This is a genomic window from Planctobacterium marinum (assembly GCF_020687805.1).
Lineage (GTDB): Bacteria > Pseudomonadota > Gammaproteobacteria > Enterobacterales > Alteromonadaceae > Planctobacterium > Planctobacterium marinum.
Window position 1 is genome coordinate 478,973 of record NZ_JAJEWQ010000001.1, and the last position, 15,606, is coordinate 494,578.

At 44.3% G+C, this 15,606-nt stretch carries 11 protein-coding genes; 4 read left to right on the top strand and 7 right to left on the bottom strand.

Annotated features, from left to right (window positions below):
- Window positions 1-226 (top strand): substrate-binding domain-containing protein (locus tag LJ740_RS02275; RefSeq protein WP_229527427.1); only part of this gene is annotated, 226 nt, incomplete at its 5' end.
- A gap of 51 nt (window positions 227-277) precedes the next feature.
- Here the strand turns inward: LJ740_RS02275 and LJ740_RS02280 are convergent.
- The gene (locus LJ740_RS02280; RefSeq protein ID WP_229527428.1) at window positions 278-1,804 is read right to left on the bottom strand and encodes an MFS transporter; all 1,527 of its coding nucleotides are present in this window, start codon (window positions 1,802-1,804) and stop codon (window positions 278-280) included.
- Window positions 1,805-1,902: 98 nt separating this feature from the next.
- Entirely contained in the window at window positions 1,903-3,954 is a 2,052-nt protein-coding gene (locus LJ740_RS02285) for a glycoside hydrolase family 97 protein (RefSeq protein WP_229527429.1), read from the bottom strand.
- A gap of 215 nt (window positions 3,955-4,169) precedes the next feature.
- On the opposite strand from LJ740_RS02285, the gene LJ740_RS02290 reads away from it, so the two are divergent.
- From LJ740_RS02290 to LJ740_RS02300, 3 genes are read left to right on the top strand one after another with little or no spacing between them, the layout of a single operon-like run.
- The gene (locus LJ740_RS02290; RefSeq protein WP_229527430.1) at window positions 4,170-4,526 is read left to right on the top strand and encodes a hypothetical protein; all 357 of its coding nucleotides are present in this window, start codon (window positions 4,170-4,172) and stop codon (window positions 4,524-4,526) included.
- Window positions 4,527-4,538: 12 nt separating this feature from the next.
- Window positions 4,539-5,396 (top strand): sugar ABC transporter substrate-binding protein, encoded by an 858-nt coding sequence (locus tag LJ740_RS02295; RefSeq protein ID WP_324255594.1) that lies wholly within the window; start codon window positions 4,539-4,541, stop codon window positions 5,394-5,396.
- Window positions 5,393-7,585: an ATP-binding protein gene (locus tag LJ740_RS02300; RefSeq protein ID WP_229527432.1), complete on the top strand. Its 2,193-nt coding sequence runs from the start codon at window positions 5,393-5,395 to the stop codon at window positions 7,583-7,585. Before LJ740_RS02295 ends, LJ740_RS02300 begins: the two co-directional genes overlap by 4 nt.
- A 30-nt stretch (window positions 7,586-7,615) precedes the next feature.
- On the opposite strand, the gene LJ740_RS02305 is transcribed toward LJ740_RS02300, so the two are convergent.
- The 5 genes from LJ740_RS02305 to LJ740_RS02325 form a co-directional block, all read right to left on the bottom strand.
- On the bottom strand, window positions 7,616-11,482 hold the full coding sequence (locus LJ740_RS02305; RefSeq protein WP_229527433.1) for a hybrid sensor histidine kinase/response regulator transcription factor: 3,867 nt from the start codon (window positions 11,480-11,482) through the stop codon (window positions 7,616-7,618).
- Window positions 11,483-11,941: 459 nt separating this feature from the next.
- A complete protein-coding gene (locus LJ740_RS02310) occupies window positions 11,942-12,406 on the bottom strand; it encodes a DUF2919 family protein (protein WP_229527434.1) in 465 nt (154 codons plus the stop codon).
- Window positions 12,407-12,410: 4 nt separating this feature from the next.
- The gene (locus tag LJ740_RS02315; RefSeq protein WP_229527435.1) at window positions 12,411-13,646 is read right to left on the bottom strand and encodes a lipoprotein-releasing ABC transporter permease subunit; all 1,236 of its coding nucleotides are present in this window, start codon (window positions 13,644-13,646) and stop codon (window positions 12,411-12,413) included.
- Entirely contained in the window at window positions 13,643-14,326 is a 684-nt protein-coding gene (gene lolD, locus LJ740_RS02320) for a lipoprotein-releasing ABC transporter ATP-binding protein LolD (RefSeq protein WP_229527436.1), read from the bottom strand. The genes LJ740_RS02315 and lolD overlap by 4 nt, the downstream gene beginning before the upstream one ends.
- Window positions 14,327-14,372: 46 nt before the next feature.
- Window positions 14,373-15,575, bottom strand: coding sequence for a lipoprotein-releasing ABC transporter permease subunit (locus LJ740_RS02325; RefSeq protein ID WP_229527437.1), 1,203 nt, complete (start codon window positions 15,573-15,575; stop codon window positions 14,373-14,375).
- Between the last annotated feature and the right edge of the window lie 31 nt (window positions 15,576-15,606).

Sequence of the window (15,606 nt, forward strand, 5' to 3'; positions counted from 1 at the left end):
AAAAGACTCTGGTGTTTCAGTACCCGACGACATTGCAGTAGCGGGTTTTGACAACATTCCCCTCGCCCCTTTTACCAACCCCCCGCTGACCACTGTCAGACAAAACACCAAACTTGCCGGTGAGTTGCTGGTAGATGCGTTGGTGAATCAAATTGAAGGTAAACCCTGCAACAGCCATCTCATTGATGCTGAAATCATCGTGCGCCAGAGTTGCGGCGAAAAATAAGAAGATACAATCAAACTACGGCAGCATCGTGACTGCCGTAGTCTTTTAGCGTCAAGCTTCCCGCACCCGCAACGTTAACAGACCGGCTATCGCCATACTTACTCCGGCAATCAATAATGCATAGATGGGTTCACCACCGAAAATTCGGGTGATCATAAAGCCTAAAATGCTGGCAGCAACCAATTGTGGCAAGGTAATAAAGAAGTTAAAGATCCCCATAAATATACCCATTTTATTTTGTGGCAATGAGTTTGCCAGCAAGGTATAGGGGATCGACAATATCGACGCCCAGGCAAAGCCAATTCCTATCATGGAGTAAATCAGATAGTCGGGGTTATCGATAAACATAAAAGAGATGAAGCCAATTGCGCCAAGGTTCAGGTTGATTAGGTGAGTAACTCGTAAATTAGTGAACCTGACCAGGAGCGGAATTACCACTGCAGCCAGCGCTGCAAAGGCAAATTGACCACCAAATAACACCCCTACCCAGTTGGCTCCATCGTTATAAGCTGTTGAGGCGGTATCACTGGTATTAAAATGGTGAGAAGTCACTGCGGCAGTAGTATAGATCCACATTGCAAACAAAGGGAACCAACTAAAGAACTGTACCCACGCCAGTTGTTTCATGGTGTCAGGCATATTAAACAAATCATCCATCATGGTTTTAAAGCCATTTTCAGTGCTGCCTTTTTTGGTCAACATCCCGGCAATAAGTTGCAGAACACCAAAAGAAGCCACTACCCCGGCCAGAATAAACAATTGTTTGTCCAGCGACGCCTTAAAAATCTGAATCACTGCCGTCATAATAATCCCGGCAAAAAGCCAGGCAAGACCACCCTGGGTATAGGCCAGCGCGGAGCGACTGACATGCGGTTTAATTTGTACTGCGTGCTCTATACCGCGTTTTTCTTCTTCTTCCGCCTCAGCCGCAGCAAATTCATCCAGTTCCTGCGGGCTGTACTCTTTGGTAGACCAGATAGTCCAGGCCACAGCAAGAAAGAAGGCCAACGCACCAAAATAAAATGAAAACTTAACCGAGTCCGGCACTACACCTGGCTCGGCAGTGTTGCTGACGTCCAGCCAGTTAGCCAAAATCCAGGGCATGGCCGATGCTATTGTACCGCCGATACCAATGAAAAAACTTTGCATGGAAAAACCGGTAGCCCGCTGATGCTTCGGCAACATATCACCAACAAATGCTCTGAAAGGCTCCATAGAAACATTGATGGCCGCATCCATGATCCACAACATACCGGCAGCCATCCACAGGTAAGGTGAGTTAGGCATGATGAGCAGTGCCAGGCTGGCAGAAATCGCCCCTATCAGGAAAAAGGGGCGACGCCGACCAAAGCGATTCCAGGTATTGTCACTCATGTGACCGATAATCGGCTGGACCACCAAACCGGTAATCGGTGCCGCAATCCATAAAATAGCGAGGCTATTGTAGTCAGCCCCCAGGGTCTCAAATATCCGGCTGACGTTGGCATTTTGCAAAGCAAAGCCCATTTGAATCCCCAGAAATCCAAAACACATATTAAATATCTGGAAAAAGTTAAGTTCCGGCTTAGCTTTGTTCATGCCTTTCCCTTTCGTTTCATTCTGTTTTAGTTATTTGATTAAAAGTAACACACCCCTCTGAATTTGCATTGCTAAAACAGAGGGATTTAGCAGGTGATTTATTTCTGAGCCTTAAACCTGATTGCCACACCTCCACTTTTCGCCATGCGTAATGTTAACTTTTGTCCTGCTCTGACTGGTTTGCGATAAATTTCCATCTCATAAGGATTGTTTAACCAGTCAGCCCTGGCACCATCCTGGTAGACCTGCATTTCGTATAAGCGATTCTTGTCCAGAAAATCGGTGCTGATCTCCACGACACGGGCATTTTCATCGGTCAGGCCACCTAAGTACCAGTCTTCAGCGCCTCGTTCCTTACGGGCAAACACCACGTAGTCGCCCACCTCACCGGCCAACGCCATACTATGCGACCAATCTGTGGGCACATCCAGAATAAACCGGAAGGCAGGCATATTGCTTTCATAGTGCCTTGGTAAATCGGCCGCCATTTGAATAGGACTGTACAACACAACATACAGAGCTAATTGCTTTGCCAGTGTAGTCTGCACCCGGTTTTCAGCATGCAAACCATAGGGTGCAAGATTAAAGATACCAGGGGTAAAATCCATCGGTCCAGATAACATTCGGGTGTATGGTAATACCGCAGTATGTTCGGGTGGATTAGGTGGCGATCCCCAGGCGTTAAATTCCTGGCCTCGCGCTCCCTCTCTGGAAATCCAGTTGGGGTAAGTTCGACGCAGTCCGGTATCTTTAATTGGCTCATGAGTATTGATGCTGATTTTGCGTTTAGCAGCTTCTAAAATTGAGTGAAGATATTCGTTTGCCATAAACTGACCGTCGTGCCATTCGTGTCGCACAACACCATTGTCGTCCACGCGTTTTATGTCACCACCATCTGCCACATACCCCGTCTTGATTTGTCGAACGCCCATTTTTTCATACAAATCGTAAGCGTCTTGTATTTGATTGCGGTAATTACTGACACTGCCAGAGGTTTCGTGATGCCCGACTAACCTGACACCTTTTTGCTGTGCATATTGCGCCAGCGCCGGTAAGTCAAAATCGGGATATGGCTGTGTAAAACTGAACACATCCCCATTGTGAAACCAACTGCCGTCCCATCCTTCATTCCAGCCCTCGACTAACACCCCATCGAAATTGTATTTCGCAGCAAAGTCGATATAGCGTTTGGTTTCTTCGGTTGTCGCACCGTGTTTATCGCCCGATCCCCAGGTTTTTTCGTTGACGTGCATTGCCCACCAAATCCCAACATATTTGCCCGGTTCAACCCAGGATACATCCCCTAACTTATTGGGCTCATTGAGGTTTAAGATTAGGTCGGAGTTTAATAATCCGGTGGCATCATCTGCCACCTGGATGGTTCGCCATGAGGATTTAAAGGGCGCACTGGTTTTAACCTTAATACCGTCATACCAGGGTGTCAGGTCGGTTTTTAAGGTGGTGCCGCGTCGGCGGTCTAACGTAAATGCCGCATAGTCCACCAGAGCTGCTTCGTGAATGGCCACATGAGTTCCCGCCGGCGTTTTTAGCGTAAAGGGGGTGTGAACTCTGTCAATCTCACTGAGTTGTGTTGTTTCGTAGATATACTCATACCGGTTCCAGCCTCTTGCCGGAATCCACCAGGTGGTCGCATCAGTTGCAAAAGCAAATTCAGTTTCTTCATCAACGATTTCTACCTGCGCAATATTTTTATGTGGTGAGACTTCATAGCGAAATCCAATCCCATCATCAAATACCCGAAAGCGCACAATAAATTCATAACCTTGTGGATTTTCAAACTCTATGGCTAATTCATTGTAATGGGATCTGATGTACTGCTTTTCGCCCCAGGGTTGCTCCCAGGTGTCGTTTTGTGTTTCTGTCCAGGACGCCGATATTTTAAAATCAGGACCAAATTCCGGTAAGGTTTTAAAGTTCAAACCCAATCTGGAAGCATTCAGAATGGTTTCCTGACCAAAATGAACACTGTATTGGGGGTTGTCATTATCGTCTGTAACGGTCACCGCCAATCGTTTATCCGGTGAACTCACCGTCAATGTTTCAGCATAGGCACTGATCGTTGATAAACCGGTTAGGGCAATGGAGACTGCAGACAGAGTAAATAAACGCGATGATCTGGTGTTGAACATATCTATTCCTGGTTTCTGATCCTGATTCAGGTTCCACTTCGCGGAACAATGAATTAACCTTAATTTAACAGGATTCTAAACAGCTATTCAGGGTTTAACCACTTACATACGTATGCAAACTTTCCATATTTGGCGAAGACACTACGAAAAAGCAGCAATCCTGTTGCGGCAACGGAGAAATTCACTAGAATAAAAAATAATCATGCAGAATCAATATGTTGTTTTATTCAATGGCGGTTAAATTGGGACAAAATTTATCGCAAAATGTGCGTTCAACTGGCAAGCGAATGTTACCCGCCATAATATTCCTGATCTTGCCCTTTTTTGCTCAACCGGAACCCCAGGTAATCAGCATCGCATCCAGCCTGGATGACTATGACATCAGTACCTATCTCGATGAATTTAAACAACAATCCGGGATAGATTATGAGTTTGTCGCGTTGGATACAGCGGATCTAAAAATGGAATTAATCATCCGCGCTGACACCAAAACATTGCCCGATGCGGTGCTGGTACCGGGAGATTTATTGGGGCTGGAAATGGTTAATTTCAGCGAAATCCCACAAAGCTGACTCAGTCCCGCCCTGTCCAGTAAAAGCTTACTACATAGCCGTGTTAAAAATCGGTTAATGGGTATCCCGTTTATCGCCGGCAATCACTTGCTTTTGTATTACAACAAACGTCTGGTATCTGAACCGGCATTAAACTGGCAACAATTAAGTGCTCAAAAAAACACAATACCGACAGGGGCTGATCTGATTGCCTGGAGTTACAATGAAATGTATTGGTTTATTCCGTTTCTGGGGGCATTTGAGGCACTCCCTTATGAAAACGGAAACGTCAATTTAAACGCTCAGGGTACTGCTACCGCTCTGGATTTTTATCGGGGCCTTGCGACATCCGGCATAGTGGCACCGGAATGTCATTATCAATGCAGTTTCGATAAATTCGTTGCCGGTGAGGTCGCTTACATGATCAACGGCAGTTGGGCGCTAAACGGATTTACCAAAGCGCTGGGCAATGATCTGGGTATTGCGCAATTGCCGCAAATCCAGGGAAAGGTTATGAAGCCCTACTCTTCAGTTTTTGCTCTGGCCTTTCCGGGCAATTCCGCAAGTTCAGAAAAACAGGACGCACTAAAGCAGTTAGCGATGTTTTTACAATCTGACCAGATTCAACGCCGAATCTGGGATGAGTACCAGTTTTTACCCGCCAACAGCAGTATTCAGAAGCAAATTCAGTTGCAGAGTAACGACAACATCAGCCAGTTTATTATGCAACTGGACAATGCCAGCCCATTGCCCACCGATCCGGAAATGTCGATTATCTGGGAAGCGTTGGTTATGGGCTTTAATCGTCATCAGGGTGGTGCATTAAATGCCAGCCAGGCTTCGGAATATATGCAATACGTAGCAGAAAAAACGCGGCGAGAATTATATTGAAGCATCAAAAGCCCTCGATTCACAAAATGCTGCTGTTTTCAGTAACGACAATTATCGCCGTTCCGCTGCTGATTTCCTATGGTTACTTCTTACGGGATTCCTACCAGTCGGGAATGGAAAAAGCCCAGTTTTCGGTGCAAAAGGAACTGGACCGTGAAGCCTATGAATTACGTAGCGCTTTATTTCAACTGCAATATCAGGTTGCCTCATTCACCCGAAATAAAGCCATTGGGGAGCTGGCGGTAAATATATTGTTTGCCCAATTTGCGCAAAAGCAAATGCAACGGTTAGTTGAAGATAATTCTTTTGTTCGTGCTGCGTTTATCACCGATGGCTCCCCATTTATTATCGATGGCTATCCCAACAGCACTTACAGAATAAATGCCTCAGGGATTAAGGAGATAACCCAGGACATCATGGATAATGGTCAGGAGATGGAATTGCCCTTGCTGTTAACTGTCAGCAATGAGCTGCTGGGTGAGCCAGATTCTGCTGCTAATCACACCCGGTTGTTCTTTGTCATGCCATTAAAAAAAGAAACCGGATCAATAGTTAACCCCTATCGAGTCACATCGGCGTTTTTCGTGGAAATCGATCTCAATACCGCAGAAGCATTATTTGATTCGCCAAACACACAGTCCACCTTGTATTTTGGTTCAACGGTGGTATTGCAGCACGGCGCGCTTCCTGCTGGAAAACTGGTCAGTGCCGGTCAGACTATTTTTGGCAGTAATCTGGATTTTCATAAAGGCAGTGAACTGACCCTACAAATCTCGTTATCGCAGCAGTCCTTTTTGCAGCGGTTTCAGGAAAATGTATTTTATACCTTGCTGTTTACCATACTGGTCATCGCTATCTCTGTGGCTTTGATAATGCGCCTGTCTAATCGGGTAAAATATCCGCTGGTGGAGCTTACCCGTACCGCGAATAAGTTTGACCAGGGCGATTATCAACCCTATTTGAAAGATCAGGAGTTTGTCGAATTTGAACAGGCGATCAATGCCATGAACAGCATGGCTGCCACAATAAGCCGACAAATCAGCAGCCTGAAAGAAGCCAAGCTCACCGCCGAGAAGTCAGAACAAATCAAAACGCAATTTTTGGCCAATATGAGTCATGAGATCAGAACGCCCATGAATGGCGTTTTAGGATTGCTGGAAATTTTAGACAACAAGGTCAGCGACAAAGAACACAAACAGTTGGTACAGCGCATCACTGAATCAGCTAAGACCTTACTGACAATTGTCAATGACATACTGGACCTCTCGAAACTGGAAGCCGGAAAGCTACAAATAGAATCAATACACTTCAATGTAAAGCAACTCCTGCTCAATGTCGTCAGAACCTTTAACCACACAGCCAAAAGTAAAGATATAAAGCTGACCTTGCGCAGTAAGGATATCAGCCAGGACTGGTGGCAGGCTGACCCCACGCGAATCACCCAGATTCTCAACAATCTGGTATCCAATGCCCTGAAATTCACCGAACAGGGCTCTGTGAGTATTGCCGTAGAAGAGCTGAACCAAAACGACAACCTGTTTTTGCGATTTATTATTACGGATACCGGTATCGGGCTGAGCGACGAGCAGCGTTTGCGGCTGTTTAACAAGTTTGAACAGGCCGATAACTCCACTACTCGCAAATATGGCGGCACGGGCCTGGGACTGTCGATATGTAAATCGTTAGTGGAAATGATGCAGGGTGAAGTATCAGTGCAAAGCACACCAGGCCAGGGCAGCGAATTTAGCTTCACGGTGCAGGTGGAAAAAGGCGAAGCTCAACTGGCGGAAACAGAAGCAGCAGATGCCCCGGACTTTAGCAGCTTCAACGTACTGGTGGCCGAAGATAACCCCATCAACAAAGATATTTTGCGCTACCTGTTGAGCGAAACCGGCATCAACGCGGTATTCGTCGACAATGGAGAGAAAGCCGTCGACGCAGCTAAGCAATTAAGCCCTGATGTGATTTTAATGGACGTGCAAATGCCCGTCATGAGTGGCCGGGACGCCGTCATCGCCATCAGAAACGCAGGCCTGACTATGCCCATCATTATGCAAACAGCCAACGTAATGACCGAAGAGGTGAATTCTTATATCCAGGCCGGTGCTCAGGCTCATGTCGGTAAGCCAATCGATAAGCGAACCCTGTATAAAACCCTGTCCCAGTATTTACGGACGCCCCAAAATTAACAGATACCGGTCAGCGCCGTTTCAACACCACTATGGTTGTTCTAACTCTTCCACATAGCGTTTTGGCGTCTTATCAAACTCAGCTTTAAAACAGCTTGAAAAGTAAGACGGTGAATTAAAGCCAACATCGTAAGCGACTTCGGTAACCTGGCGTCCTGCCAGCAACAAATCCCGACTTTTTTGCAATCTGTACTTGCGCAGATATTCAGAAAAGTTGTAATCCACCAAAGCGGACAGCTTGCGGTTGAGTTGTCTTTCACTCATCGCTAACTGACTGGCGGCCTGGGTACGAGTGAAATGCTCATCCTTGAAATGCTGTTCAACAACTTTTTCAAAACGATGAAAAAACTCCTTGTCGCGTTTACTCTGAAAACTAATGGCCTCCTGATTTTTCGTGGCTAAACTGTTGTGAAGTTCAGAGGTATGCTTTTTACGTAAAATATCCCTAATGGTAAGCAACCTGGAAATTCTCAGTTTAAGCTCTTTTAATTTGAAGGGCTTCGTCAGGTAGTCATCAACATGCTCTTCCCAGCCTCTCATTCGGCTGAGATCATCCCCTTTCGCAGTCAGTAAAATGATAGGAATATGAGACGTTGCCATGTCAGAGCGAATTGCATTGGACAATTCGTAACCGTCCATTACCGGCATCAGGATATCCGACAGAATGAGATCCGGAATATTATCCTGGGCTTTTTTGAGTCCCAGCTCACCATTTTCAGCGACGTCTAATTCATACTCCTCAGAAAGTGATTCAACGATAAAATTTCGCAAATCGGGGTTATCTTCTACCACCAGAATTTTGAACTTTTCACTATTGTTTTCACTGCTGTTCTGCTGCTTGTCTCCTGTAATGGCTGAATCCATTGACTGAGGTGAGGTGACATTAAGTTCTGAGTCCAGAACCTGAACCTGTGACACCTGGGTTACGGCTTCGTCTTGAGCGACATTGTTTTGAAAGCTCACTGTGAAAGTGGTCCCTTCGCCCAACTCAGATTGCACGGCAATAACACCATCATTGCTTTCGACGATTTGTTTAACCAGTGCCAATCCAATGCCACTACCTGGTATATTTTCACCAGCATCGAAACGCGTAAATCGCTGAAACAACAGCTCCTGATTTTCCTCGCTAATTCCCTTACCATTGTCACTGATAATTAAATTAACCCGTTGCTCATCCTGATTCGCAGAAACACTTATTTCAGTACCAAATCCGCTGTACTTAATGGCATTTGAGATCAGATTCGACACAACCAATTCCAGTGTATCTTCGATAAGCTTTAGCCGGACAGGTGCTATGTCATTGATGATCAGTTGCTGTTGATTGTGTTCCAGTAAACTGGAAAATGAGGACGCAATTACCTCTACGGAGGCTTTAAGGTCATAGACCTGTCTGGGTAACGAGCTGCTGGTTTCAAATTTGGCCAGTTCTAAAATTTGATCAACCAGACCTTGCAGACGAGCCGTATTTCGGCGCATCACGGCCACATGATTTAACGATACCGGCTCTTTTAGTTTTTCTGCGATTGCATCCAAAGGCCCGGAAATCAGAGCCAGAGGCGTTCTGAACTCGTGGGAAACATTGGCGAAAAAAGTCTGTTTTTGCTGTAACAATTTTGAAATCGTATTGGTTCGCTCCCGGACTTTCTCGGTTAATTGCTCGTTAATTTCCAGTAGCTTTTTGTTGCGATACCAGGAAATAAAGTAAATCAGCGAAACTAACAAAACCAGATAAGCGATATAGGCCCAGACAGTTTTCCACCAGGGCGGGGTCACATTTATGGTTAAAGAGGTGGTAGGTTGAATTGCATTGCTTCTTGGATCAACAATTCTGGCCTGAAACTGATATTCGCCGGGCGGCAACGTAGTATAAGAAGTACTATGTTTATTGACTTCAAGCTGTTCCCACTCATCACTTAAGCCTATCAGACGGGTTTCGTATTTTAATCGCCCTTCTTCAAAAATATTATTGTGGCTCAGATGTATTTGCAGGACTATATTGTCATAGGGAATGTTCAATGCGCTGTTGAGCGTTTCCTTACTGTTGGGTGATACACCTTTGTGATCACTTAATATGTAACTTAACTTAGTTATTGTGGTCTCAGTTTTTGAACGCCGTTTTAGCTCAAAAAATGCCTTCGCTTCTCTCGTGTCAATTCTTACAATGCCTTTGTTTCCTGGTAAAATAATTTCCTCATTATTTAACATTAAGGAAACGTCTGAAGAGAACTCGGTACTAAATATACCTTCGGATTCTGTAATTTTAGACAGGTCCTGTGACTCCAGGTCATACAAAAATAGTCCTCTGCTTGACGCTATCCATAAATTGTTAAATGTATCAACTTCAGCTGTTCGAACATTTCTGATTTCTGTAGTACCGGGATGGAACTCTTGATATGACATAGATTCAAGATCAAATAGGAAGGCTTTGTTTCGCCGTACACAGATTAAAAACAAATCTTGGCGAAGTTGCTCAATGCAATCCATAAACGCATTTTCAAGTGGAGATGGAGCATTGATTATTGAATTCTGCCTTAAGTCGTAAATGAATACTCCGTTATAAGCAGTTAATATTAAGACCTGTTCATTTTCCATTTCGAGCATTTCTATGACAACTATATCGTCAATCACTTTGCTAAACTGGGTGTCAAAACTCCCTATATAAACCCCTTTTTCCTGGCCAAAATCTGTACCTAACAGATAATTTCCATTTTTTAATTTCAATATTTCTGAATAGTTAGTTTGAGGTGTCGAAGGCAATCCTGTGACTTCAATACTTTCATCAAGAATAGTGCCTGTCTCATCTAAAACAAAAAGACCTTTTTCATAGGTACTTACCAGAAATTTATTATTGTAGTATTCAACAAAATAAGTGTAACCGGCACCTTCTAAAAAAAGATGTACTTCATTAGAAGTAACGTCAAAGGTGAACAAACTATTATCATCTGCTATAAAAAACTGCTCTCCAACTTTTTCTAAGAATGAAATAGTCGAAGTTCGAATATCGTCACCAGTAAAATATGAAACAAAACTATGCTCATAAGGCAACATATAAATCCCAAATTCTCCGGCCCCTACTAGTATGTATCGCTTATTATCCGCAAAACTAATGGTATTTACGTCCCCAAACCTGCTATCGAGCAATAACGGAAACAAATGCTCAGGCCTTTTTAATTGATCGTGCGAAACATCATATTGATGCAGCCCATGCGCAGAAAATGAAATAAGGTAATCGGATGTACTAAGGGGAAATACTGTATTTACATCTTCATCCCAAATTAAACCGTTCACTTTTTTACTCAGTTTTTTGAGTTTTTTTGATGACATTTCTATAACATATGCACCGTTTGTGCCGGCGACTAATGCCTCACCATTATAACCAATAGTAATGGCATTAACCTGTTCAGGCTTAGTGGAAACAGCATCAAGCTTAAATTTGCTAATGTCGAGCCGATAAACCCCCTCTCCCCAGGTTCCAATTAAAAAAGAATTTGATTTCTCAAATGCTAATGTGTTTACGCTTATTTTCTTTAATCCCCTTTCATGCAAATTTATCAGCTCTTTGTCCTGAATATTGAATAAAAAAAGTGTATCGTTGCAGGCAATTAGTAGTTGGTCGGTAATATCATTCTTCGCAATATCAGAGCAATTAAGGTGTGGTAAATACGTGATGTCCTGTAACATACCGTGTTGCATGGTAACCGGATTTACATAGAATACGCCTCCACCAATTATCGATGTCCAAACAGTACCCCTGGAGTCTATTGCTATCCCTGAAACCTGGTTAGCAACGGTGTAACCATTATAAGAATTAAATATTCGCCTTTCGCCGGGTTTTAACATTACCAATCCGTTGGTTGTCCCAACCCAAAAAGTAGAATCATGTTCAATAATATTCATTGGAGTCATACCAATTTCATCAACAGAATCAATTGGTTGAAAATGCATTTCTATGGAGGCAAGAGCACTAAACTGAACGGGAGTCAAAATCAAGAGCAACACTCGGGCAAAAGTCAATGTCTCTATATTGCTATTAATGTTCTTAAATTTTAAAGAATCAAAGCCAATGTTGTTGCTTAATAGAGATTCAACAAACAAATAGGAGAAATTTAGAAATGAAACTGACAGTTGAAGTACAAGCACTAACACAACCTAAACACTTATCCCAAGTAATTTTTACGGCGTTATTATGTACCATAGCCATGTGTACAATTTTAGGCAAGGCTAACTTAGGAAAAATATACCTTACAGATGTAAAGCAGGAATCTCCCAGCAAATGTAGGGACAAGAGAGAAAAGTGTGATATTAGTGCAGACGACATCTTAGGAAGTCTAATTTGGCTAAGTTGATTCTCCGGGTTTATATATTTGTGTTTAGCTTTCTTTTTGCGACAAAGTATAAAAGCAGCCATGACACTAACAATTGGCCCCCAAGTATCCAGTCAAACTGCCAGTACTGCAGTTGAGCGATGTGAATATGCAATAGCACATCCATAATCAGGCCCAAGGTGATCAGGGGCTTGATGGCTTTCAGGGGCCAGAATCGTTGCTTTTCCCGCAGGGAAAAACGCGCGGTTAACAGCACAAAACTCACTAACGCCGGAAGGCCAATGACAAGGTGGATATAAAGTAAGAAAAGCTTCGGATAGAAGATCCCAAGCAGTGTTTCGGTGTTACTGCCGTAGCTGGAAGACAGCGCGATGATAATGTAGCCGCGCAGCAAATAAACAATTGAAAAGTATAATATTTTTGGTGGTTTTAAATACCCATCTTTATCGTAATAATGCTCAGGATAAATAGTGAAATTTCGATTTTCTTTGGACAAAATATTAATGTCCTAACACATTTGCAGGATTAACTTTTGCAGCTTTAAAAGCGGGATATAATGTCGCTAAAACACTTAAAATTAATGCCGTAAAGATGGTCACTAATACATCTTTTAAATTCAACATTGATGGCAAGAAATCTATAAAATAGACATCATCCGACAATATTTGAAAACCAAACAAAGTTTCAAAGAAACTTGCGATCCCGGTTAAATTATTCGCAGCCAAAACGCCAACAATGCTGCCCAGGGTCACCCCGATCAAGCCATTAATGATACCCTGCCACATAAACGTAGCGATAATAAGTTGGTTACTGCCCCCCATGGTTTTCAGCATCGCGATCTCGGCCTGTCGCTCGTTAACCGCCATTACCAATGAAGATACAATGTTAAAACAGGCAACAGCGATCACCAGGGTCAGTGCGATATACACAACAAAGCGCACCAGTTGAATGTCCTGATATAAATGTCCCTGCGTTCGGGTCCAGTCGCTCATGTAGGCATGCTGATTAAGTCTATGCCCTAACTCTCTGGTCTTTGCGGGAGCAATAAAGGGATCGTGGTAGGTTAACTGAATCCCCATTGCGCCGGTACTCACATCCAGGGTATTTGCCGCCGTATTCAGATGCATATAGCCTACGAAGCTATCCAGCTCCCCGCCCAGATGAATTTCACCCAGTAAAGTCAGCCAAATGGCATCTGGTGAAGACAGCTTCCCGGCACCGGTTTTCGGCAATAACACCTGAACCTGATCACCGATTCTCAGATTGAGCTTTTTAATGATACTACGTCCCAGGATAAGGCCTTGTTGATTAACCTGAAATTGTGCCCACTGTGATGCTTCAACCTTATCGGGTAGTGCTGAGTGCTTTGCCAACTTCGGTGATATTGCAGTTAACTCTACCGCTTTGTTTGCCTTTCCTTTTTGCACCAGGCCCGTGGCGGTAATGTAAGGCTGAACCAGTTTTACATTGGGATCTTTGCTGAAGACGTCGACCATGGTTTCCCAGTCGTTCATTCCCTGTGGGCTGACTGCAAACAACTCCCCATGGGGAATATAGGCTAACAAGCTGTTTTTTAGCTCCTTTTCAAAACCATTCATGACTGACAACATAATGATCAGCACGGCGCATCCGAGCCCAATGCCTACTGTGGAAGACGCTGAAATAAAGGAGGTAAACCCGCTTTGCTTTTTACTCCGCCTGAAACGCGACGCCAGTAACAGTGGAAGTGACGTCATGGTTTGTCCCCGGTCAAAACACCGTGTTTGAGTAACAGGGTTCTGTCCAGTTTGGCCGCCAAACTTTTATCGTGAGTTACCACGACAAAACTGGTGGAAATGGTTGTTTTCAACGACACCAATAGCTGGTAAATGCTCTCCCCCGCCGCATCGTCGAGGTTGCCTGTGGGTTCATCTGCCAGCACCAACTGAGGTTCCATCACTAAAGCCCGTGCGATAGCAACCCTTTGCCGTTCACCGCCTGATAAGGCCGATGGTTTATGTTCTAAACGCTCAGACAGGCCGACTTTTTCCAGTAAAATTTTCGCTTTTGCCTGCGCCTCAGACTTGCTCATCCTGGCAATCAGACACGGCATGGCGACATTTTCCAGTGCGGTAAATTCAGGAAGTAAGTGGTGCTGTTGATAAACAAAACCCAGGCGTTTGTTGCGAAACTGAGCCTGCTGCTTTTCTGTGAACTGGAAAATATCCTGATCCTGAAAAATAACCTGGCCTTGTGTTGGTTGATCTAATGCGCCAAGAATATGTAACAAGGTACTTTTTCCTGAGCCGGATGCACCGACAATGGCCACCTGCTCCGCCTTGTTGATAGTAAAATTCACATCTTTTAAAACCTGGACGTCACGATCGCCATCGACATAGGTTTTACTGATGTGTTGGCATTGCAATAAACTACTCATAACGTCTTATGTGTCCTGTTGTTTCGGTGACCATGAACAAATCGGCTCATTCGTAACGCAATGCGTTGGCGGGATTAACCTTTAACGCACGCCACGCCGGAATAATTGAGGCCAGTATGCACAAGCCTAATGACGTACCAATCAGCACGCTGATTTGGGTAACATCCATAACAATGGGTAACTCTCCCTCCGGCAGGAAGTTCACTATAGGTAAATTTAACCAATGTATGATGTTATTGATTTGACTGGTTATCAAAATGCCCAGCACCGCTCCGATGAGGGTTCCTTTGACACCGTTGTATATACCATTGACCAGGAAAATCTGCATCACTTGCCAGCGGTTCATACCCTGGGTACGTAAAATTGCGATGTCGCCCTGTTTTTCATTCACCACCATTACCAGTGCCGAAACAATATTAAACGCCGCCACCGCCACAATCAGTAATAACATGATCAACATCATGTTTTTTTCCATCTTAACCGCATCAAACAAAGCACCCTGGCGCTCACGCCAGTCTGTCCACTGCAAATCAAATTGTGTTAATACCTCCCTGACTGAGAGATACTGAAATGGGTCCTGCATAAATAAGCGGGTATTTGTGATGTCATCCGGCTTTTTGCGTTGCAATCTGGCAAGGTCGGTCAGGTTTATGAGCGCCACTTTGTCGTCTAACTCAGAACCCACATCAAAAATACCGCTGATAGTAAACTTGCGTTGTGCCGGAATACGGCCCAAAGGGGTATAAACAGACGAACCTGCAATAATGACCCGAACCTCATCACCGACGGTTAAATTCAGGCGCATTGCCAAAAGTCGCCCAACCACAATGTTGTAGTCACCGGCCACCAACGTATTCAGATTCCCCTGCACCATGTTGAGTTGAAATTGTTGCGCTTGTTTTAAGGCACTGCCATCCAGCCCCTGGATATAAACTGGTTTCAAACCTTCCTGAGCCTGAATGACGGCTTCGTTTTCACTGTAGGGCGCATCGCTAATGATCCAGGGCTGCAAGGCATCGCGTGCCTTATCGGGTAGTTGCCCTTCAACGATAAAATGCGGAGCCAGGCCTAAAATCCGGTCTTTGAGTTGTTGTTCGAAGCCGTTCATCACTGAACTGGTGACAATGAGTGCCAGTAAGCCCAACGCGATACCCGCCACTGAAAACGCATTGATAAAGGCGATAAACTGATTGCTCTTTCGGCTATTGCTGTAGCGAAAGCCAATAAATACTGACGCGGGTAGTGACATCCATTTTACCTGGTGTAAGTCTTCAATTGCG